Annotated in this window: 20 protein-coding genes; 9 read left to right on the top strand and 11 right to left on the bottom strand. The window is 60.8% G+C overall.

Annotation, left to right across the window (positions count from 1 at the left end; all coding sequences use genetic code 11):
* Positions 1-32: 32 nt before the first annotated feature.
* The 4 genes from AB0N72_RS01540 to AB0N72_RS01525 all read left to right on the top strand — a co-directional run bounded on the left by AB0N72_RS01540 (position 33) and on the right by AB0N72_RS01525 (position 3,973).
* Positions 33-1,439 carry an FAD-dependent oxidoreductase gene (locus AB0N72_RS01540; RefSeq protein WP_363931525.1) on the top strand — a complete coding sequence of 469 codons (1,407 nt, stop codon included), beginning with the start codon at positions 33-35 and terminating at the stop codon, positions 1,437-1,439.
* 121 nt (positions 1,440-1,560) lie between these two features.
* Positions 1,561-2,694, top strand: coding sequence for an FAD-dependent oxidoreductase (locus tag AB0N72_RS01535; RefSeq protein ID WP_363931524.1), 1,134 nt, complete (start codon positions 1,561-1,563; stop codon positions 2,692-2,694).
* A gap of 178 nt (positions 2,695-2,872) precedes the next feature.
* The gene (locus AB0N72_RS01530) at positions 2,873-3,535 is read left to right on the top strand and encodes a GntR family transcriptional regulator (RefSeq protein WP_363931523.1); all 663 of its coding nucleotides are present in this window, start codon (positions 2,873-2,875) and stop codon (positions 3,533-3,535) included.
* 24 nt (positions 3,536-3,559) lie between these two features.
* Positions 3,560-3,973 (top strand): methyltransferase domain-containing protein, encoded by a 414-nt coding sequence (locus AB0N72_RS01525; protein ID WP_363931521.1) that lies wholly within the window; start codon positions 3,560-3,562, stop codon positions 3,971-3,973.
* Here the strand turns inward: AB0N72_RS01525 and AB0N72_RS01520 are convergent.
* On the bottom strand, positions 3,947-4,312 hold the full coding sequence (locus AB0N72_RS01520) for a VOC family protein (RefSeq protein ID WP_363931520.1): 366 nt from the start codon (positions 4,310-4,312) through the stop codon (positions 3,947-3,949). The genes AB0N72_RS01525 and AB0N72_RS01520 overlap by 27 nt on opposite strands.
* 225 nt (positions 4,313-4,537) lie before the next feature.
* Between AB0N72_RS01520 and AB0N72_RS01515 the strand changes: the two genes are divergently transcribed.
* Positions 4,538-5,017 (top strand): MarR family transcriptional regulator, encoded by a 480-nt coding sequence (locus AB0N72_RS01515; protein ID WP_363931519.1) that lies wholly within the window; start codon positions 4,538-4,540, stop codon positions 5,015-5,017.
* Positions 5,018-5,037: 20 nt separating this feature from the next.
* Complete coding sequence (locus AB0N72_RS01510) at positions 5,038-5,571, top strand: DinB family protein (RefSeq protein ID WP_363931518.1); 534 nt, start codon at positions 5,038-5,040, stop codon at positions 5,569-5,571.
* A 141-nt stretch (positions 5,572-5,712) separates the two neighbouring features.
* On the opposite strand, the gene AB0N72_RS01505 is transcribed toward AB0N72_RS01510, so the two are convergent.
* The gene (locus tag AB0N72_RS01505; RefSeq protein WP_363931516.1) at positions 5,713-9,057 is read right to left on the bottom strand and encodes a galactose oxidase-like domain-containing protein; all 3,345 of its coding nucleotides are present in this window, start codon (positions 9,055-9,057) and stop codon (positions 5,713-5,715) included.
* 748 nt (positions 9,058-9,805) lie between these two features.
* Here AB0N72_RS01505 and AB0N72_RS01500 point away from each other — a divergent pair.
* The 3 genes from AB0N72_RS01500 to AB0N72_RS01490 are packed head-to-tail and all read left to right on the top strand — an operon-like array spanning position 9,806 to position 13,105.
* On the top strand, positions 9,806-11,269 hold the full coding sequence (locus AB0N72_RS01500; protein ID WP_364081156.1) for an extracellular solute-binding protein: 1,464 nt from the start codon (positions 9,806-9,808) through the stop codon (positions 11,267-11,269).
* Positions 11,270-11,315: 46 nt separating this feature from the next.
* Positions 11,316-12,248 carry a sugar ABC transporter permease gene (locus tag AB0N72_RS01495; RefSeq protein ID WP_363931514.1) on the top strand — a complete coding sequence of 311 codons (933 nt, stop codon included), beginning with the start codon at positions 11,316-11,318 and terminating at the stop codon, positions 12,246-12,248.
* Positions 12,245-13,105 (top strand): carbohydrate ABC transporter permease, encoded by an 861-nt coding sequence (locus tag AB0N72_RS01490; protein WP_363931513.1) that lies wholly within the window; start codon positions 12,245-12,247, stop codon positions 13,103-13,105. Before AB0N72_RS01495 ends, AB0N72_RS01490 begins: the two co-directional genes overlap by 4 nt.
* A 295-nt stretch (positions 13,106-13,400) precedes the next feature.
* Here AB0N72_RS01490 and AB0N72_RS01485 read toward each other — a convergent pair whose 3' ends face one another.
* The 9 genes from AB0N72_RS01485 to AB0N72_RS01445 form a co-directional block, all read right to left on the bottom strand.
* Positions 13,401-13,853: a VOC family protein gene (locus AB0N72_RS01485; protein ID WP_363931510.1), complete on the bottom strand. Its 453-nt coding sequence runs from the start codon at positions 13,851-13,853 to the stop codon at positions 13,401-13,403.
* A gap of 147 nt (positions 13,854-14,000) precedes the next feature.
* Positions 14,001-14,750: an SDR family oxidoreductase gene (locus AB0N72_RS01480; protein WP_363931508.1), complete on the bottom strand. Its 750-nt coding sequence runs from the start codon at positions 14,748-14,750 to the stop codon at positions 14,001-14,003.
* A 119-nt stretch (positions 14,751-14,869) separates the two neighbouring features.
* The gene (locus AB0N72_RS01475) at positions 14,870-15,856 is read right to left on the bottom strand and encodes a Gfo/Idh/MocA family oxidoreductase (protein WP_363931506.1); all 987 of its coding nucleotides are present in this window, start codon (positions 15,854-15,856) and stop codon (positions 14,870-14,872) included.
* Between the two features lie 141 nt (positions 15,857-15,997).
* Positions 15,998-17,359, bottom strand: a complete 1,362-nt coding sequence (locus AB0N72_RS01470) for an MFS transporter (protein ID WP_363931505.1) — start codon at positions 17,357-17,359, stop codon at positions 15,998-16,000.
* Between the two features lie 95 nt (positions 17,360-17,454).
* Positions 17,455-18,447, bottom strand: coding sequence for a Gfo/Idh/MocA family oxidoreductase (locus AB0N72_RS01465; RefSeq protein WP_363931504.1), 993 nt, complete (start codon positions 18,445-18,447; stop codon positions 17,455-17,457).
* On the bottom strand, positions 18,447-19,346 hold the full coding sequence (locus AB0N72_RS01460; protein WP_363931503.1) for a sugar phosphate isomerase/epimerase family protein: 900 nt from the start codon (positions 19,344-19,346) through the stop codon (positions 18,447-18,449). Before AB0N72_RS01460 ends, AB0N72_RS01465 begins: the two co-directional genes overlap by 1 nt.
* 4 nt (positions 19,347-19,350) lie before the next feature.
* Positions 19,351-19,917 carry a VOC family protein gene (locus AB0N72_RS01455; RefSeq protein ID WP_364081153.1) on the bottom strand — a complete coding sequence of 189 codons (567 nt, stop codon included), beginning with the start codon at positions 19,915-19,917 and terminating at the stop codon, positions 19,351-19,353.
* Positions 19,914-20,909 (bottom strand): LacI family DNA-binding transcriptional regulator, encoded by a 996-nt coding sequence (locus AB0N72_RS01450; protein WP_363931501.1) that lies wholly within the window; start codon positions 20,907-20,909, stop codon positions 19,914-19,916. The genes AB0N72_RS01455 and AB0N72_RS01450 overlap by 4 nt, the downstream gene beginning before the upstream one ends.
* Positions 20,902-21,888 carry a Gfo/Idh/MocA family oxidoreductase gene (locus tag AB0N72_RS01445; protein WP_363931500.1) on the bottom strand — a complete coding sequence of 329 codons (987 nt, stop codon included), beginning with the start codon at positions 21,886-21,888 and terminating at the stop codon, positions 20,902-20,904. Before AB0N72_RS01445 ends, AB0N72_RS01450 begins: the two co-directional genes overlap by 8 nt.
* Positions 21,889-21,921: the final 33 nt, after the last annotated feature.

Here is a 21,921-nt window from a genome sequence, read left to right as displayed (position 1 = left end):
TTTCCAACGGCTCCACACAAAGTAGGACAACGATGAATGCCCTTGCAACAACGCCCCGAAACGGAGACCTCGGCTTCTGGATGGCCGGACTCGCGGACAAAAAGCCTACCTACCCCCGCTTCGCCGGACAGGACTCTGTGGACCTCGCCATTGTGGGCGGCGGCTACACGGGGCTATGGGCCGCGTACTTCGCCAAAAAACTCGAACCCTCACTCAAGGTGGCTGTATTTGAGGCAGAACAGATAGGTTACGGCGCTTCCGGACGAAACGGCGGCTGGCTTTCAGCAATGGCCCCCGGAAACCGTGCCACCTTCGCACGCGCCTCCGGAGACGGGGCAGCAGCGAGCAGGGCCTTGCAGCAGGAGTTTGTGGCCGGCGTCGATTCCGTCCTGGAAATCCTCCATGCTGAGGGCATTGACGCAGACCAACACAAGGGCGGAGCCCTGGTGGCCGCCCACACCAAGGCCGGCCATGGCCGTCTGATGGCCAGACGCGCGGCAGACCTGAAATACGGACTGACCGAAGACGAAATCCAAATGCTCGATCGGGATGATTTTCAGAGCCGGATCAACATCTCCACCGTCCATGGCGGGCTCTATTACAAGCATTGCGCGAGATTCCACCCCGCGAAACTGGTCTACGGCCTCGCCGGTACCCTCACGTCCATGGGGGTCAGCATCCACGAAAACAGTCGTGTCAACAGCGTTGGGCGAAACACCCTCACCTTCGCCGACGGACGAGTCAATGCTGCCAAGACATTCATCTGCACGGAAGGCTACTCGGGCCCGTTGCTTGGCACCAGAACCCTGATACCGATCAATTCCTCCATGATCGTGACCAAGCCGCTGTCAGACGAAGCCTGGCAACAAATCGGCTGGAACGGCCTCCAGTGCCTCAGCGACTCAGCGCACACCTTCATCTACTCGCAGCGCACAGCGGATGGACGAATCACCATGGGCGGACGGGGCGTTCCCTACCGCTACGGCTCAGGCACCGGAGGAACTGGCTCAACGGCCCAGTCCACCGTAGATCTGATCCTGCAAAAGCTCAGGACATTCTTCCCCGGCATCCCCTTCGAGGCGGAGCATGCCTGGTCAGGAGTTCTGGGCGTGACCCGCGACTGGAACGGCGGTGTCCAATGGGATCGGTCGTCGGGGATCGGGTCTTCAACGGGCTACGCGGGACACGGCGTCACGGCAGCCTATGTCGGTGGCCGGACCCTCGCGGAGTTGGCCTTCGAATACAAGACCGAACGGACCACACTTCCCTGGGTGGGATACCGCGCACGCAAGTGGGAACCGGAGCCTATCCGCTGGCTGGGTGTCCATGGCATGTACCGTCTCTTCGGCCTGGCTGACCAATGGGAGGAGCGCCGGGATTCCGACAAGACGTCGCTCCTGGCCAAACTCGGCAGCAGGCTGGCCGGCCTCCACGAATAGCACAACTACCCGTGTTTTCACCTGACTTCTTTGAAGGGAAGCATCATGAAAAGCATCACTAGACTCCAGGCGGCAAATCAGCAATCACCGAAGCAGCAATCCACCAAGGGGTGAACAGAGCATGGATGGAAGACTCGCAGTCATTGGACTAGGTAGTGTTGGCAGCATGGCCTTGTGGCAGGCATCCCGCCTGACCGGCGCCGTCTCCGGATTCGAGGCGCACTCCCCTGCGCATGGGAGGAGCGCCACGGGCGGTGACACCCGCCTGTTCCGCATGATCTACCTTGGCACCCCCGACCTCTACCCCATTTTGGAACGCTCACATGATCTGTGGGCTGAACTGGAAGCAGATACCGGACAGGACATCCTTACACGGTGCGGCGGACTGTCCATAGGCACCGCAGGCGGGTCCTACATCAGCAGGCTCTTGCACACCGCTCAGCTCAACGGGGCCGCCCACGAGATCCTCAGCCGTGAAGATCTCGTCGAACGTTATCCGCAGCACAAGCTGCGCGCAGACGACATCGCGGTCTATGACCCACATGCGGGGGTCCTGCGCACAGACCGGGCTGTCACTGCGGCTGTTGGCGCAGCGGAAGCCAACGGAGCAGCCGTGTACATCAACACCCCGATCGACAGCATCACTGAAACCCACGACGGCGTTGTCATCACCTCGGGCGACAAGTCCTGGACCTTCGAAAATATCATCGTCGCCTCTGGGGGCTGGTCCCGGCGATTCATGCCTGACAATCTTCGGGCGCACACGGAAACACGCAGGGTCTTCCTATCGTGGTTCGTTGCCCGCGATGCATCCCGCTTTTCGCCGGAAAAATTCCCCGTCTTTAGTCGAATGTATGAGGACAGCGCAATATATGGGGCGCCCGCCGTCGATGGGGTTACAGTCAAAGCCACCTTGGACGGGCGGGGAAAAGCCGCCGCTGATCCCGACGCTTTCCCCAGGGATCTCTCTGAAACGGAAATCGCCGAAACGTTGAAAACGGTCTCGGACTTCATCCCGGACCTGATTCCAACAATTGTTCGCTCAGACGCATTTCCGGACCTCTACACCAAGGACCGCAACCCGTTGTTGGGGCGGCTTGGCGAATCAAGCCGCATCTATTTCGCCACAGGCTTCTCGGGAGGCGGCTTCAAGAACGCCACCGGATATGGCTACATCGCCGCGCATGAAGCGCTCGGCTACAAGCCAATCGGAGGGCTGGACTTCGTGCGCCCGCAACGGTTCAGGACCGCCTGATTCCAATACAGCGTTGCAACTTCCGCGCTCCCCACCACCATCTGAAGCGTTACACGACCACTCTGCGTGTCCCCGGCTCCTCCCCCCACGTTGATCGTCGACGGCGAATGGCGCGGTGCGGTCCGAGATGGGCAAGCTTTGGGCGCTGTATAATCGACAATCGACAAGGAGGCCCCCGGTGGATCGCAAGTTTGAGTGGCAGGAACAGCGCACGACCACACCGGACGGCGTCTACCGCGTGCTCAGAACCGCGATATTGGACGGAACCGTCGCGCCCGGAGAGCAACTGCGCGAAACGCACATTGCAACGGACCTCGGCATCAGTCGCTCGCCTCTGCGTGAGGCGCTGACAAAGCTTGAAGAAGAAGGCCTGGTGGTCAAGGTCCCCTTCCGGGGATCATTCGTTGTGGAAGTCAGCGCTCGGGATATCGCTGAGATCGCATCGATCCGCATGCTTGTGGAACCCTATGCTGCCGAACTCGCTGCGCCGACATTGCGGGATGCGGAGAGCCTTCGACTCAAGCAGACCCTTGAGGAACTCCACCACGCCACGGATACGAGCGATATTCCTGCCAGCATTGATGCCCATCTGCGATTCCACCGGCTCTTCTACGAATACTCCGGAAATGCGGCACTGCGCAATCTCTGGAATGGTTGGGAGAACAAGCTTCGTCTTTACTTCGCAGCCGATCACCCGACTTACACCGACCTCCATCAAATAGCCGTTGAGCACGAAAAGCTGGCTGAGCTTGCTCTGGATGGTGACATCGAGGGCTACCGCCAGGAAATGCTCAGTCAGTTCCATAACGCGCTGGGCTCACAAACTCCGGACCCTACGTGACGGTAAAACCGGAGGAGACTGCCGGTGAATGTTGAAGGGCTCGACCTCGTTCCTGAATTTATCGAAAACGCACGCATGCGCTTCCCCGACGTCCCTTTTCGCTTGGGGTCCTTCCTCAACTTGGACGCAGCAGATGGATCAGTGAAAGGTGTGCTGGCGTGGTACTCCCTGATTCACCTGCCGCCAGAACAATTGTTGTTGGCGCTACGGGAGATTGCTCGTGCCCTCGCCCCCGGCGGACAACTACTGGCTGGATTCTTCGAGGGTTCGCCTGGCATGCCTTTCCCGCACGCTGTTACAACGGCCTACTACTGGTCGGTAGAGCAGATGACGCACTTTCTCAGTGAAGCTGGTTTCGACGTGATTGAGGTAGAGACGCGCCAAGACCCTGGCACGCGAGCCCATGCCGCCTTAACCGCTGCTGTCCGCTTGGGCTGAACGCACGACGCACCATTCGTTGCCTTCCGGATCCAGGAGGACTTGGAAAGTGCCCACAGCATCACTGTGGATTGCGCCAATCCTGACAGCTCCGAGCGCCTCAGCGGCCGTTGTGGCTGTCGGTACATCGTCCACGCATACGTCAATGTGCAGGCGGTTCTTCCCCTGCTTGGTCTCCGGGACCCTCTGGAAGGCTAACCGGGTCCATCCCGGCGGATCTATAAATGACCATGCTGCACTCTGGTGTACAGGTTCGCCGCCCAGGATCGAAGCCCAGAAAGCCGCCAGCGACGCCGGGTGTTGACAGTTAACCACTACTTCATCGGCGCTCCCAATCATCGTTCGACCCTACCGTCCGAAGTCGGCTCTCACACCATGTCCGCGCCATATGAGCAGTGTTATCTCACTTTCGCGGGGATCGGCGATGCCGGACATGGAGTGCGCCATCAACCGCCTAACGATCATCTGCCAGGTACTGGGGCGTCATGCACTCCCCCTGCGGGTGATACTGCTAAGTACTTAGTGCATTAGCTTAGTACTTAGCAACTTGCTACTCTTGCTGCCATGACTGATCCGGTGGAAGTAATCCTTGAGCAGTGGAACAGGGAAAGACCCGACCTCGACGTCTCACCCATGGCGGTTATCGGGCGGATGGCGCGGGTTGCAAAGAGCTTCGAGGAACGACTGTCCCGCACATTCGCCGAGCACGGGCTGGACACCGCAAGCTTTGATGTCCTGGCCACACTGCGTCGAGCAGGCGACCCCTTCGTGCTAAGCCCAAAGGAGTTGACGGGCAGCTCGATGGTCACCTCCAGCGCCACCGCACAACGGCTGAACAAACTGGAAGACGCCGGGTTGGTTACCCGCACTCCCAGCGCGATGGACGGGCGGGGTAAGCAGGTACAACTCACAAAACAGGGCCTGGAAGCCATCGACAATGCCCTGTCAGCCCACGTTCAAAAAGAGCACGAGCTGCTGGTAAACCTATCTACCACCGAACGCCGGAAACTTGCATCTCTCCTGGCGAAACTCGACAACACCTAAAGGTAAAGAGGAGCGCTCGCATGACAATCGTGCCGGACCAGAAAGACTGGACCTGGGTACTCTCCAGGCCATGCCCCGAATGCCGCTTTGACGCGGCTTCGAATGATCCCTCCACCGTACCCGGGCTTGTGCGACAGATGCTGCCACGCTGGCAGACAGTGTTGGAACAAAAAGACGCAGCTGTCCGACCGGATGAGCGCACCTGGTCTGCACTGGAGTACGGATGCCACGTACGGGACGTTTACGGAATCTTCAACGAGCGCTTGAAGCTGATGCTTGCCGAGGATGACGCCCAATTCGCTGACTGGGACCAGGACCAGGCGGCCATCGAAGGAGACTACGCGAACCAGGACCCCGCGCAGGTTTCGCGGGAACTTGTAACCGCAGGGAACAAGATCGCCGATGCTTTCGCCGCCGTGGGGCGCTCCCAGTGGGATCGCACCGGCACGCGTAGTAACGGAGCTGCTTTCACCATGGTGACGTTCGCACAGTACTTCCTGCACGACGGCGTTCACCACCTGCACGACGTCGAAGGCAACAGCACCTCCCGTTAGTGGTGGTTCAACAAAGCGAATACACCTCAACACCACCCTTTGATCCCTGCCTCGGCCCGGCCCCGGCGCTCAGACGCGCCGGTCGCCCAACAAACCCAGCCACCGCAAGCGGGTTGCTGAGGCTCGTGTCGGGCCCAAAGGCTAGGGTGCGGCGAGAATTTCAATGATCGCGAGGTTCCACCGGTCGGTTGTTGGGGATGTGTCGTTGATGGTCACGGGCGCGCCGTTTGTCGGTGTGGCGGCGTTCTGTCGTTGGACCCAATACGTGTCTCCCGCTGGCGCCAGGAACTGGTCAACGAGTGTCTGGTTCGCCCCTGGCGTGTGGGAAATCGGGTTGGACCAGTCCGTACCGACGCCCCAGACCCAGGATCCGGCCCTGGTGGTGGTGAGGGTGGCCGTTGGTGCGCCCGAGGAGGCGTTCGCACCCAGTGTTGATCCGGGTGTGGTGTCTGCCCCACGGAAGGCGACGACGGTCATGGCGGCCTGCCAACTGCCCGAGGCCTGTGTGGCGGTGATAGTCGCATTCGAAATCGGGCCAGGCGCGACGGCTTGCCAGATCTCGGCGGTGCCCGGTTGAGTGTTCGTTCTTTGTCGCAGCGTCCAGGTCAGTCCTGCACCGGCAACGCTGGCTATCCGGCCTGAATTCGCGGAGCTTGGTCCGTCCGAACTGATGAAGGCAACCACGAGTTCGTTGGAGCCGGTGGTTGTTACACCCGGGGCGCTGATCGTCGTCGTGCTGGTGCCTTGGTGGACCGAGACGATCTTGTCGATCGTGACGCCGGGAGGTGCTGCAACGGCTTGCGCCGTGGCAGTGTTCGACGGCGGGCTGACATTGCCTGCTGCGTCCAGGGCCGCGACTGTGTAGGTGTACGTCGTCCCGGCGACCACCGAACTGTCGGTGTAACTGGTCGACGGCGAAGTCCCGATCACGGTTCCGTCGCGCGAAACCCGGTACGAGACGACACCCACGTTGTCCGTACTGGCCGTCCACGTCAGGGCGATCTGCCCGGCAGAGGCAGAGGCAGTCAGGCCCGCCGGCGCCGTTGGAGGGGTGGTGTCCTGGCCCGGCGCCGGCAACCGGACCATGCCGGCTGTGGACGGAACACCATTGCCGTCAACGATGGAGAGCAGGTAATACCCAGGAGGGGCGTAGTTGCCGCTGTCAGGCATTTGGACGTTCAGACCGCCAGAGGCTTGCGAAAAGTTCAAGTTCAGGGCCCTCGCGTTCTCATCGAAGGCATGGGTCACGGATCCTGACTTGATCAGGGACACCGATTGGATCCGGGCCGCGTCCGGTGTTCCGATGAACGCGGTCGAACCGTACTGGACGCTGCCCGGTACGCTGGAGATGGTTGGCCGTGGGCCCTTGAAGAGGTACGGCGGAGAGTAGATCTGGTAGCTTCTCTGGTCCGTAACCCCGTCGTCCCCGCCGCTGCCGGATACGAAGACCCGACCGTCCGGGAGCAAGACGGCAACCGAATGGTAGAGGCGGGGAACCGACATCGGCGCCATGGTGCTCCACGTTCCTGCCGCCGGTTGCCAGACCTCGGCCTGCATCACGGCTTTGGTGACATCCTGACCCGACCTGTCCGTTCCGCCTCCGGTGGCAAGGACTGAGCCATTGGGCAGGTTCGTCAGGTTCACGAAGCTACGGGGAAACGTCATGGGGGCCGTGGCTTGCCACGCGGGGCTTGGCGCGTTCATGTCCAGGATGTAGGCCGTATTGGTGGACTGCCCCGTGAAGCCCCCGTCCGAGGCCGATCCGGCCTTGATGAATTTGCCCGGCGCGTAGTTCGCAATCGAGCCGCCGTCCAGGACGCGGGAGTCCACCGTGGTCCATTGCTGCGTGGACACATTGAGGGCCAGGGTCGAGGTGGCTTGTTCGGACGCCCCTGCCTGGAGGATGCGTCCGTCGGGCAGTTGATACATGAAGGGGTAGTACGGGATGCTGCGGTCCGCGCCTGTCAGGTCGGTCCACGAGTTCGTGGTGGGTGAATAGACTTCCGGGATGGTCACGAGGTCCGTCAAGCTGGCGTTCGAACCCGAGGTCACCAGGACCCGTCCGTCGGCCAACGTCGTCGCTGTTGGATACCACCGTGGGTGGTTCATGGGCGCCAGGGTTTGCCAGGTTTCCGTGACAGGGTCGAATGCCGTCACATCGCGGATACCCAGTCCACCTTTTGTCGAGGTTCCTCCGACGACGAGAATACGGCCATCGGAAAGGACCGCTTGCCCTGCGCAGAAAAGATCGGCGGCTGCGCTCGGTACTTGGATGTAGCTGCCTGTTGCGGGATCGAGCAAGTACTGCTGGCCCCCTTGGGAGAAGTCACCCTGCCATGTGAGAACCTTGCCGGTGGGTGTCAGTGCCGCGTGGATGGACACCTCCGGCCAAGCGACGACAGGGCCCCACGAGCCGACCACTGACGGGTCCGTACTGGACCCGGCCGCAGTGGTGAAAGTCGCGTCGCCCGAGACGGCAAGATTTCCTGCCGCGTCGACGGATTTCACCCTGTAGTGGTAGAGGGTGCTGGCCGAGAGCCCGGACAACGCCTGCGAATGCGTGGTCTGCAACGTGGAATTCTGAGCCGTGCTCTGGCCGTATGCCGTGGTTGTGCCGTATTCCACTTGCGAGTTCGAAGCTTCGTCGGTGGTCCAAGTGATGGTTGTTCCGCTGGAACTGGGCGTGCCGGCAGATATGGAAGAGATCACGGGCGCGGTGGTGTCACCTGTTGCCGTCGAGGCCGGAAGAATTTCTATGACGGACAGGTTCCACTTGTCCGTTGTGGGTGCTGTGTCATTGATCGCCACCACGGTAGGAGGTGCCGCCGTCGTTATCGCGCTTTGGCGCTGGACCCAGAACGTGTCGCCTTGGCTTGAGAGGTACTCATCGACCTTTGTCTGTCCGGCGCCGACCGTACGGGCGACGGCTTTGTCCCAGTCATTTCCCGCCCCCCACACCCAGGAGCCTGCCCGCGTTGTGGTCAGGGAAGCGTTGGGCGCCCCCGAGGCTGCGTTTCCTGTTCCAACGGCGCCGTCAGTGGCTAAATCCGCGCCGACGAAGGTGACAACAGTCATCGACGACTGGTAGGAGCCCGAGTTGGTGGCTGTAACGGTGACGTTTGTCAGAAGGGTCGGCGCGACAGCCTGCCAAATCTCCGCGGTGCCCGGTCGGGCGTTGGTTCGCTGGCGCAACCTCCACGAGAGGCCGCCACCGACGACCGAGGAGAAGGTCTCCCCGGGGGCTTGAGGCCCGTCCGACATGACGAAGGCAATTAGGAGTTCATTCGTCTGGCTTGTCGTAAAGGCGGGCGAGACTATTCGTGTCGATGGGGTGCTCTGGTGCGTGCTGACAATCCGGTCCGTAGCCAGAGGTACGGCAGCTGCCGCGGGCGCGGGCGACGGGAGCCCGCTCACGATGGATACGGCGACTGCAAGGGATAAGCCCGCAAGCAGCACGAGGGGCCGTGACGAAAATATGCGTTGCATGGTTGGTCCTAACGACCGCTCAAGGAGGCTCCACTGCGCTGTCAAACGGTTTTCCGCTAGACAGCGCTCGCGTCCACTGACGTGTGCAGTCAGGTCTCGCAGGCGACGTCGACCGCTTCAGCCGCCTGCTCATGGACTCTTACGAACAGGGTGATCTCCTCAGGATTCTGCAGGGAAACGCATCACCCATCGGGCGGAGACCATGCGTTCGGTAAGCGGCACGGGTAAACCCCTGACGGCGGCAATTCTGCCGCCCGAAACGCCGGGCCGGGCACGTCGGCGGATGGGAAAGACCTAACTGGGCTGACATGGATACCTCGCGAGAAGCGCCCAGGTGGAAGACGGCAATGTACGAGGGCATCGACTTCACCTGGCATCTCTTCGCTGGGCTAATGCACTTAAATCAAGCCCTAAGCGCCGAAGCCCGCCATCTCCGTGGTGGGGATGGATTTCCAGGTTTCCGTCACGCACCGCTGTCACGGTCAGTTCCACACTCGAAGAATAACTGTCCCTGAGCTGTCCTCGCAATGGAAGTTGATCAGGCTATTCCACCGCCGCGCCTGCTCGTCTTCAGGCACGGTGGTCTACTGCTGAGACTCAGCCTTCGAACTGCCGAAACCGGGTTGCGGATCGGGAGAGCCGCCCTGAATAATGTCACCCGCTGTGATTAGGGGTGTAAATACTACGTACCGACAATTCACCGGGACGCGCTTGCCCTGCCCCATCGGAGCACACATCAAATCTTTCCTTGACAGCGCCACCTAACAGCTCTAAATTTAGTGCAACCGATCTCAGCAACCGATCTCACTGCTATTTTCCGGAAATGCAACCGATCTCAAAGGAGAGAATCGATGACCGCATCAACTTCTCCAGAGCGTCGGGCGTCCCTCATTGGCACGCGTCGGTTGAGCACGGCATGGTTCCGCTTCCGCACACCCGTTCACAGGAGAAATTCATGATCAAAAAGCGATGGGGCTTGGCGCTCGCAACAGCCGTCGTAGCCAGCCTGGCCCTCAGTGGCTGCTCACCCTCAGCGTCTGAACCCAAAGGGCCCGTGACGCTGAACTACTGGGACTTCCTCGATCCCAGTCAGGCCAATCCTCGCTCGAGCGCCCTGAAGGAGAACATTGCGAAATTCGAGGAGGCAAACCCGGACATCAAAATCAACCTCTCCGTCGTTTCCCTCGGGGATATGTTGAACAGGCTGCCGCAGGCTGCCGCAGCTGGTCAGGCACCGGATGTCTTCAAGATGTACACGCCCGTCGTTCCTCAAATGGCATCCGCCGGCGTCTATTCTCCGCTGCCCGATGCGGCCTCCAAAGTGACCGATTGGCTGCGCCCAACCGACACTCTGGCCGGTCCGGATGGCAAAAAGGTCGCCGTGCCGTATGAGTATCGGACCTGCGCCCTTTACTACAACCAAAAGATCCTGTCGCAGATCGGGGCGGCCGTTCCCACTACTTACGATCAGGTGGTCGACGTCGCACGAAAGGCTGCCGCTGCCGGGTTCACCGGTTTCGGAACCGGTTTCTCCGACACTGACAACTCAGCCATCATCAGTACCTTCTTTAACTGCTTCATGTCGCAGGTCGATCAGGATATCTGGAACAAGGACGGACAAGCGGATTTTGCGACATCCAAGGGCAACGAGTTCGGTGAGTTCCTCGCCAAACTCAGGGACGCGAAAGCTCTGGGCAGCAACGTCGTTTCGGATACATATGGGACCGTTGCGGATGGCATGGCAAGCGGTACCGTCGCAATGGCGATTCTGGGTACAGAACGGGCCGTCTCCTTTGGCAAGCAGAATCCGGATCTCAAATGGACTGCCTTACCGAAGGCAAGCACTGGCGATACCACCGGTACCACCATTGGCTGGACCTTGGGAATAGGCAACGGCAGCAAGAACACCGAGGCCGCCTGGAAGTTCATCGAGTACATGACAGGCCCCGAGGCCGGCGCTCGGATGGCAACGGGAGGGGAGGTACCTACCCGTGCCGCTACCTACGAGCAACCGTTCTTCACCTCGCCGGAAGCTAAAACCGTCAATGACATAGCCGCCTACGTCAAGAGCAACAGTGAGCCGCGCACTTATTCCACCACGTGGACAGCACTTGCTACCGGCCTTTCCCAGGCCGGTCAGAAACTGACTTTGAACGGTTCGTCAGGCAGCGACTTTATCCGTTCCGCGCAGGATGCCGCCAACAAGAAGTAGCCGCCGGGGAGCCTGGGAAGTCAGGCTCCCCCGGAAGGGACCGAAAATGTCAACTAAAAGCCCAATCCGCACCTCGCGCCGGACCATTGCTTCACCATCGGGCTCCCAAGCCATTCGCCGGGTCCGTAAGGACCGGATGGTGTGGCTCTACGTAGTTCCCGTGAGCGTCGTCTTCTTGTTCGTCTTTGTGGGACCGCTCATCTACACAGCATGGACAGCCCTCCACGAGACGACTTACTACCAAATAGGCAAGTTCTCAGGTCTCAATTCTTTTGTCCGGCTGTTTTCGGACTCAGACCTTCCAAGCCGAATCTGGACGACCTTGGTGTTCTCCCTTGGCGCTCTGGTTATTGCACTACCGGCGGGGCTGTTATCTGCGATAGTGCTGAACAACCTCCATCGCTTCAAACGTACGGTCCGCAGCTTATTCCTGCTGCCTTGGCTCATGTCACAGGCCACAGCGGGAACAATCTGGCTCTGGTTCCTTAACCCAAACTACGGGCCAGCCTCCGCTATCACCAAGTCCCTCGGGTTCGGTCCCACTGATGTGTTCTCGTCCCCTACCAGCGCCCTTGTGGCAGTAACACTGATGACGGCGTGGTGGTCCTACCCTCAAGCCATGCTCCTCTTCCTGGGCGCCCTCCAGACAATTCCGGAGGAACTCCGCGAAAGCCTCAAAGTGGACGGCGGCGGCGTCTGGCACGGGTTTGTGAACATCACGCTCCCCTACCTGCGCAACACCATCGTTTCCGTCGTCGTCGTTCTGCTCATGCTTTACGTACAGATGGTGACCATCATCCTGGTTACCACCAGAGGCGGCCCCATCGGTTCCACGGAGACGCTGTCCATGCGGGTCTACAACCAGATGTTTGACAAGTTCGATCTCTCCGGAGCATCGGCAACAGCAATCCTGCTTTTTGCCGTCAACATCGTCCTGACTCTCGTCGCAATTCGCTTCCGACGGAAGGAAAGCCTGTGAGCACTACAACCCCGCGCCGCTCGCGCAGGTCCAGCGCCGCCATTCGCGCCATTCCAGCCTGGGCATACATCATGCTCTCGGCCGCCGTCGTGCTGCCGCCCGTTGCATGGATCGTGTCCACGTCACTGAAAACCGCCTCCGACACACTTGAGTTCCCGCCAAAGTGGATACCGGACCCCATCTCTTTCGAGGGCTTTGTCGGGCTACTTACCTCGACCAACGTCCGCTTCTTTGCGAACTCCCTCATCTATGCTGGCGGCTCCATCGTGCTTGCACTGGCTATCTGCATCCCGGCAGCCTATGTAGCCACGAGATACCGAAGCCGCCGCATGGAAGCTCTGATGTCCGGAATCCTGGTCTTATCCATGGTCCCGGCGATAGTGGTCTTTATCGCGCTGTACTCCATGTTCGTCAAGACCGCCTTGATCAACACCTATCCGATGCTGATCGTCGTCTACACGGCTATCATTTGCGGCCAAACCATCCTGTTTCTGCGCAACTTCATTGAGAATATCCCCGTCGAGATTGAGGAAGCGGCTGCAATAGATGGCTGCTCCCGGATGCAGATCCTGTGGCGAATCATCCTCCCACTCATCCGCCCCGGGATCGCCGCCGTAGCGATCTTCATTTTCGTCTTCGTCTGGAACGACTTCCTCGTAGGCACAGTCCTGGCAACTACAGAAGACATGAAGACCGTCCAGAACGGTATCGTTCGCTACATAACCACCGGCTTTGGTAGCTTCTGGGGACTCTTCGCTGCATTCATCGTCGTGGCTTTCATCCCGGTTCTCTCAATATTCCTGGCTTTCCAGCGATGGTTTGTGGCCGGCATGACCTCCGGTGGTGTTAAGGGATAACTGAAGCCACCCTTCAGCTGCAGCCCACCACAACGCAAAAGCAGGCCCCGTGAACGCCTCCCGGCGGTCACGGGGCCTGCCCTGTCAGCACCACTGACGTCCTACTCCCTGACGGATCCTGGAGTCGGAGCGGAGGGCCCTCCGCCCTTGCCCTCCACCCGGACTAACCACCGGCTCTTGTTCATCGCATCCTCCGGCTAGGCACGTGAGGACCGGCCCGGCGCTCGGTACCCATACCGCCGTCGGGCTCAATCGAAAAGGCGGAAGACGTTGCGGCACTTAGGGATCGAGCAACTCACGAGTCCTCGTTCGGGCGCCAGTCTGGCGGCTGAATCAGCTCTACGCGGTTTCCGTCTGGATCGAGGAGATAAACCAGCCACCCGCCGGCAATGGGGCCTGAGGACGGGGCAACGGGTTCGGATACCGCGCTGTAACCGAGCGCTGTCATCCGGGTGTAAACCTCTCGGACGTCAATATCTGTAAAGGCAAGGTGGGCCGTGCCCGGTTGAGCCTCTGATGGATTGACGGCGGGCAGTAGCGGCTCGGCATGGGCGAGTTCCAAACGAAAGGTTCCGTCAGTGGTAGCGAGAAGCATGGCTCTGACTTTGACGTCGGGACGGCCGTAAAGTTCTCCGATGTATGGTCCCGACGTCCACGCATCCAAACGCGTGAGCCCCAGGCCGTCAACATAGAAGCGCTCGCTGCGTTCCATGTCCGTAACGTGCAGGGCAGTGTGGTGATGTCGCATTATGTGTCTCCTGGGTAGGTCAAGGACCCGTCTCTGATTGCTGAATTGCCTGTCAGGATGAGAGCAGCCCTAAAGGTTTAGTCCCTGGGTGAATGAGGCGAGTGCGAAGCCGTACGAGGGGCCAATTTGAACCCCCTGTCGGGCGCTTCAGGTTCCTATTCCCAGATGTGCTCCGCCTGCCACATCGAGGGACACTCCGGTGATGTAGCGGTTGTCGGGATCAGAAAGGAAGAGGATGGCCCGGGCAACCTCATCGGGTTCGGCAAACCGGCGCATCGGCAGCTGCGCTGCCCTCTTCGCTCGATTCGCTGCTGCGTCCGGCCCGGAATCCCGGGCAAATTGCGCCCACATGGGGGTGTTCACCGGTCCTGGTGCGATGGCGTTCACCGAGATGCCGTTAGGTCCGAGCAATTCAGCAAAGGACCACATGATGTGGAGGACGGCGAGCTTGCTCGCGTTGTAGGGCAAGTAGTTGAGGCGTGATTCTTTGGCCGCAACTGAGGACAGGACCACGATGGCGCCCGCTGTGCCGGTCCCAAGCATGGATTTTGCGGTCTCCCGGACCATGGTGAACGTCGCGGTTGTGTTGATTCTCAGGATGGAGTCGAACTCTTCGGTAGTTGTCTCCATGATGTCCGGAGTGGGCCCGAGTACTCCGGCTGCGTGGACGAGGACATCGACACGGCCGTATTTGGCTTCAATGTCCTGTACGACTGTTGCGCATTGTTCTTCCGAGGTGATGTCAAGGGAGTAGAACGTTTCCAAGGACTGGTCCTCTTTGGGAGAACGGTCGGCGCCGATGACCATGGCGCCAGCCGCTGCAAGTGCGCTGACAGCAGCGTCACCGATTCCCCCGCTTGATCCGGTTACCAGAACCACCTGATCTTTGAGGCTCATCGATTCTCTCCGCTCTGGGCGCAGCTTGACTGCACTGCTCCTGCAATCGGAGCGTGATGTGCTTGCTTCATGTTCGTTCCTTACTGATGGGTTGTCGTCCGTTCGGGTTTTGATGATGCTTAGGGGGCTGGCACCTCCGGTGCGGACGAGGCCGCCGCTGTCCGGAGGGCATCGGCGATTTCCGTGGCGCGTAGTGCCTTGGCGAATGTCACGGGAGGGGTTTCACCTGTGCAGAATCCCAGGGCCACTTCTGCCTGCCGGAAGAAGAGGTCGGAGGGCGCGAAGGTTTCCTCGTGTTGTCCGCCGTCACGGCCCCACGAACGGAGGGAATCGTTTGACCACAACATGCGGCCGCCGGCGGCAAGAACATCGATGGCGAGGCTCCAATCCCCCTGGTTAAGCCCTTGGGGTTCCTGCCATGGGGACCAGTAGCTTTGCATGGTGAACACCACTCCGGAGGGGAATTCGAGCGTGGAAACGACGTGTTCGGGTACCGCAGTCCCGTAGAGTCTGCTGCTGGCGCTGGTGGCCAGAACTTTCGGGTCGCCATCGAACCACGAAGCGACAAGTTCGATGGCATGAATGCCATTGACAACCGCAACACCACCCTCGCTCGGATCAGCACGCCATGAGTCGATGTTCTCCTTATGGGCGACAGATCGAACGTGCACGGCAATCACATCGTTGTCTTTGACCCACTGGGAAATCAGTGGGACGGCCGGATGCTGGTGAAGCGTGTACCCCACCATCAGTCGTTGGTCTACTCCCGAAGCGGCGGCCATGATCGCTGCACCTTCTGCATCTGCTGCCACTGGCTTTTCCGTCAGCACCCGAAATCCCCTGTTCAGCAGATCCGCGCATACCTGGGGTTGCAGGGTGGTGGGCAAGGCGACGACGACCAGGTCCAGGACACCAGGATGAAGCTCCTGGAGGCCGGGCACTACCTGCGCCCCCAGTTCCCGGGCCAACGAGACCGCCCGCTCGCCCTTCTCCACAAGATGGGTGACAGTGGCACCCGCCTTGTGGAATGCCCGGGCATGACGGGATCCTGCCCACCCGGCCGCGCCCACTACCGCGACGCGTGGCGGCTGTGCCGCCGTCGTCATAACGCTGGCCCCAGGACGATAGGGCCGATTGCAAAAGTGGTGTTCATGAAATCTCTCCTTTGAGTTGAGTCGGAAAAACGAGATTTGTTGCGTAGATCGGCGGCGCCAAACTCTTGCGTCTCCATTTGGCTGTCAATGACGTTAGGTTTCTTGGGATCGCGTGTCGCCGGTGTTGGCTGCCGCCTCCTGTCTGCAGCCCGCTCCGTTCGTCTGTGGACCGGCCAGTGTTTCCGCGGGAGCCCGCTTCGGAACCGGCGAGTGATCCTCAAGCATGCGTGGCTTGTTGACCATGATGGCCCCTGCCACAAGCACCACGAGCCAGGCACCGAGCATGCCGAATGAGGGCAGCCAGCCGTCCCCTGGATTGTGAAGGAGCGCGAAAAGGAACGGGCCGACGCTTGCCAGGGCGTAGCCGGTTCCTTGGGCAAACGCTGACAAACTTCCTGAACCGGACTGAGTTCGACTTCGCTTATTGATCATGGTCAACGCGAAGGAGTAGGCACCTTGGCCCAATCCGGCTATGACGACCCACACCGCTGCCGATGCTGGTGGAACAAAGATGATGCCTGCGTAACCTACAGCGAAGGCGAGGGCAAACAGGGCGGCGACAGGTAGCGGGCGGGACATTCCTGCTACAACCACGGGCACAATCAGAGCGACGGGCAAAGCAAGGAGTGAATAGAGTGCCAGCATCGATCCAGCACTTTCCTGACTCATCCCTCTGTCCACGAGGACAACCGGCAGCCAGGTGAGCGCCGCAAAAGTATTGCTGGAGCAACCAGCAAAAACCAGTGCAGTGCCCCAACAGATTGATGATCGCCAAGGTTTGGTCCCGTTCGCAGGAGGCGCCTCCTTAGGGATCGCTGGTGAGGTCCGCGAGCGGGTAGCGCTCCGTCCGGCCACTGGAAGTATCAGCCAAGGGAGCGCGGCAACCGCGCTGAGGGCAGCCCAGATTCCTATGGAGAACCGCCAGCCATATAGAGTCCCCAAGGGGATGGCAAATTGGGCGGCCACCGCCGTACTGACGCCCAGGAGAGTGACATGCAGCGCTGCGAGAATCCCGATTCTGTCGGGAAAGTACTTCCTTAATAGGGGCGGAGCCACGACATTTACCAGGCCAATCCCGAGCATGGCGATGAACGTGAAGACCAAAAATACCAAGACGTTCCATCCCACTGCGCGGCCGACCTGACCACATGTTGTCAGCAGGATCGCTACCAGCAGCAGGTGTTCGAGCTGGATGCGCCGCAGAAGCGGCAGCGCAAGGAAACCCATCACTGCGAAGGCGGCGGTTGGCAACATCCCAAGAATCCCCGTGGTCACCGCATCGAAGGGAAGGTCTGCGCCCATTTGGCCAAGGAGCGGCGACACCGCCGAGACCGCTTCCCGTGCGCTGAACGCAACCAGAAGGATCCCTGCCAGCGCGATCAGACGCCCCCGAAAAGGTCGCCCGGCTGTTCCCCTGACCCGTAGTCCGCGCACAGGCAGGCGACGTGGAGCCATGTTGCACCTCCCTATACACGACAGGCTGGCTCAGGCCACCAGTTCCAAAGAGCCCGCTTCCAGAGGCCTGTGCAACTCTGACAGAGGCGGACGGTTCAGCTTGCGTTGACTGCGTGGCTCGCCCACTCGCGGCCGGTTTGCTCCTCTGTGGGCAGTCCGGCGGCGGCGAGGATCTGGTCCAATAGGCGCTGGGTGCGTACTGCTTCGCGGCCTGAAGTCAGCGGCTGGGCCCTGTCGGCCACCCGGTCCAGGAAATGGTGAACGGCGGCCGAGAATCCGAGGGTGTCTGTCGCAGTAGCCCAGCCGTACGCTTCGGCGCTCAGTTCCCGTGAAGTGGTGACGCCGTTGATGGTGGTGGAAACGGTTTCGGGTGCCCTGACTTCGACGGTCTTCCCATCACCGTAGGCGTCCAGTTTCTCGTTCCATGCTCCCGCTGTTCGGGCTGCCATCAGGACACCGGTGTTGCCGGTGCTGAAGCGGATGGTCGCTGCGATTCCGTCTTCTTCCCAGGGATCCTCACCAGCGGCGTGGGCGGCCACGTGCTCAGGTTCGCCCCCGCAGTACCAGCGCAGGAGATCGACCATGTGGATGGCGTTCTCGAACGTCGCACGGTATTCGGATCCAGGGCGGTTCTTCTGAGCAACGCAGAAGGTAGCCCCTTTGTCGCCAAAGGCTTCCCGGCCAGCCTTGTATACGGGTGCGTAGCGCCGGTTGAAATCAACCATGAGTATCCGTCCTCGCTTGTCGGCGAGGTCGGCCAGGTGTTCTGCTTCCTTGGTCGCCGGGGCAAGAGGCTTCTCGCAGAACACGTCCACGTCGCGATTGAGGCAGAGCTCGACGGCGTGGGCGTGCTCGGAGCGCGGGGTCAGCACAAACACTGCATCCAGTTCCTGTGCGGCCAGCATCTCCTCCACGCTCTTATAGGCGGCGTTGAAGCCCCAGCGCCGGACCAGGCTGCTCGGATCTTCGCGCCGGGAAACCAAGGCGGCCAACTCGACGTCGTCCCGCTGTACGAGGGTGGGCAGCTGCGCAATCGTGGCGATGTTGCCCGCGCCAATAACTCCGACGCGGAGGCGGTTGGTGTTCATCAGGCGTTCCTTACTTCAGCAAGATCAGTGAGCATTGAGCGCAGGACGGAGGCGGATTCCCGGAATCCGTCCTCGGGCGCGGGTAGGTCTTGGGGGTGCCAGCGGTATTCAAGCTCGATGCTTAGCACATCGTCGTAGCCGTGTCGCAGCAGGGCGGCGAGAATTGGGGACCACGGAACGACGCCGCTTCCGACGACGCGGGAACGGACCGCGCGTTCCGAAGCGTTGACCCGGGCCGTCTCCGAGGCTCGGAAGGTCGCCGTCGGGTCGGTGAAGACAAGGTCTTTGACGTGGACGTGGCCGATCAGGTCACCTTGGACGGCGAAGGCTTCTTCGTAGCTTTCGTCGTGGGTGAAGGTCAGGTTGGCCTGGTCGTAGAGCACTCGGACGGACGGCTGGGCTATCTCCCGGACCAGGGCCGCGGTGTCCGCAGCGGTCTGCGTCATGGTGCCGAAGTGGTTTTCGACGCAAAGGACGACGCCGGCTTGCTGGGCTTCGGGGGCAAGGGTCTCCAGCGCCTTTCGCAGCTGACCCCACCGTGCCGCGTGCCCGGTATCTCCAGGATGCCACGAACCGGCGTAGACACGCACCCGGTCAGCGCCGAGCAGTTGTGCGGTGTCTATGGCTCCACGGAATTCGTTGACGGCCTTGTGCCATTCGGTATTGTCCAGTGAGTTGATGGCGGTGGTGTAGGGCGTCAGACCCACGATGGGTATACCTTCGCCTTGGGCCGCTTTGAGTGCCTCCATTGCGGAGTGCCGGTCCCCCAAGGGCAAACCAGACTTATAGTCATCCTGGTATATGACTTCGGCTGCATCGAGCCCCGCGGCCCGGAAGAGACTAAGTGCTTGGGGAACCGTGTGGTTCGGGGTGCCTAGTGTGTGACCCGCTAGCCGCATTGTTCTATGTCCTTTCTGAAGTGTTTGGTGCTGCCGTCCAGTCCTGGGGACCGACCAGCCTGGGTGGGGCCGGGACGCGGGATCGATCCACGATTTCCATCAGCAGGCCCCAGGGCGTTATGAAATAGGTCCAGCGGTTGCCGGCTACGCGCGGACTATCGCCAGCGACTTCCTTGCGTTCACCGAGCACCCGTACCCCTGGTGTTTCCTGCAGGACGGCGATGGCGTCATCGACGTCGTCCACGACGAAGCACAAGTGGTGGCCTCCGGCGTCGCAATGCCTGGGTGGCGTCCCACGCCGCTCAGCGCTGCTCCACTCGAAAAGCTCGATGTTGAGGTTCGGTGGCAGGCGGAGCATGGCAAGTGTCAGCTTGGCATCGGCAGGGACATCGAAATTCGTTGGCATAAATTCTTCGTCCGGCCCGCGTTCGGAGCGATATAGCTCTTCGGCTCCGAGGACGTCGACGAAGAACCGGATCCCTTCGTCAAGGTTTGGAACGGTCAACCCGACGTGGTCTGTGTGCTGGAGCCCCGGGAGTCTCCGGAGCCTTTGCTCCTGTACCGCGCTCATTTGCGCGGCCCCGAGGTGGAACGCCTGACCAGAAGCTCGGGCTCCAGGACGATATGATCTACCGACCCGTCCAGATTTTGTTTTTCAGCCAGTTCGATGGCGATGTGTCCCATGTCCGCGATCGGCTGGCGGACCGTGGTCAGGGCTGGGTTGAACCGAGCGCCGAGGGCCAGACCATCGAATCCGACCACCGAGACGTCTTCCGGTACCCGCACGCCGCTGCTGCCCAGTGCCGAGATCACGGCGAAAGCCACCATGTCGTTGGCGGCGATGATCGCGGTGGGCGGATTGTCCATCTCCAGGAAATGCTCGGCACCGCGTGTACCCGCATCCAGATCAGACCCGCTGTCCAACACTATGGGTGCGCTCCCGCTCTGAGCAGTGAGATCCAAGTAGGCGTCCATCCGATCCTGGGCAGTGTGGGTGCCCGCGATGCCGGATACATAACCAATCCTGGTGTGCCCCAGGCCGTGCAGGTGCTCCAGGGCAAGCATGATGCCTCGGCGGCTGTCTACCGTGACGGTGGGCACGGAGGTATCACCCTCCACGCGGTCGATCACCACAACCTTGTGGCCGAAATCAAAGCGCTTCAACGCCTCGGTATCAACCTTGGTCGATGGAGCAACGATCCCGAATGGGGCGTACATGGCCTGCATTGCCGTGAAATATCCATCAGTCTTTGCCGGGTCACCGTTGGTGACGCAGAGCATCAGTTGGTAGCCGCGCTCGTCTGCTGCCTGTGTCATCGTTTTGGCAAGTTCCGCGAAGAAGGGGTTTGTGATATCCGGAACGATCAGCGGAATGATGGTGCTGGTCTTCCGCCGAAGCGCCTGAGCCAGCGGACTCATCGTGTAGCCGAGTCCCTCGGCGACCCGGAGGATGTGTTCGCGTGTTTCGCTCTTCACCGCCTCCGGGCGTGAGAACGCCCGGGAGACCGTTGACCGGTGGACACCGGCGGCTTTTGCGACGACGTCGATACTCAAGTCAGGCATGTTCTTTTCCTCCGTGCTGGTCGTCATAGGCCTGCCAAATGGGGCGCATGACATCTTCGAGTTGGGCCAGCGTGGGCAGGCCCCGGAATCCATCTTCCAGTGTCCGGGCGACGCTGCGCACAAAAGGATCGTAGAGAGGGTCGCTGTCCACGTTGATCTTGTCAACGTCCGTCGTTCCATCCAGTGCCGTGAAAGTAGCTGTGCCATCGGAATCAACGGTGGCGAATCCACTGTCCCCGACCGAGGTAAAGCTGCAGTACCGCTTCAGCGGTGAGCCAGGGAACGCGTAGCCCACCTCTATAATCGCTTCGCGTCCCTTCGGCGTCGTGATGATCAGGCTGGCATGGTCCTCGATGGCTTGGCCGTGAAGAACTGATGAGAGCCGGGAATCCACCTGCGATGCAGGCTCCTCGCACCCTCGGAGGAACAGGTCGACAAAATGCGGGCCCAGGTTCGCGAGGCAGCCGCCCCCGGCCTTAACCGGGTCCAGCATCCACGGATTGGCATTATCGAGATACCGGGCCGGAGGGCCAGCAATGAATGACGCTCGCTGGTAAGTGGGTCTGCCGGCCTTGGCCAACCAGTTCTCTGTGGGCCCGCCGCGCTGGACCAGGGGGACAGTGGCCGGTACACCAGCTGCTTCGGCAGCTCGCCGCACAGTGGCCAGCTCGTCAAGGGAAGTGCCCAACGGCTTTTCCACCACGAACGGAATACCCCGCTCGATCAGGGCCAAGCACTTTTCCGCCATACCCTCGTGGGGACCAAAGACGTAGGCGAGTCCGACGTCGGGCAAATTTACCAGTTTCCGCCAGTCAGCCTCAACCGGCGCTCCCCAGCCAGCGGCGAGTCTTTGCACCTGCACACGGGATACGTCATCGTCGCCTACTGCGATCATGTCGTGCTCTTCGGCCATGGCCTGCGCGCAGAGCGGGACATGCCAGTGGGAAGCGCCAAGAATAATCGTTCGTACATTAGTCAACCGCAATACCCCCTTGTATGAGATCGGTTGCTG

This window comes from Paenarthrobacter sp. NPDC089307, assembly GCF_040685055.1.
Lineage (GTDB): Bacteria > Actinomycetota > Actinomycetes > Actinomycetales > Micrococcaceae > Arthrobacter.
This window is presented reverse-complemented; position numbering and strand designations above follow the sequence as displayed.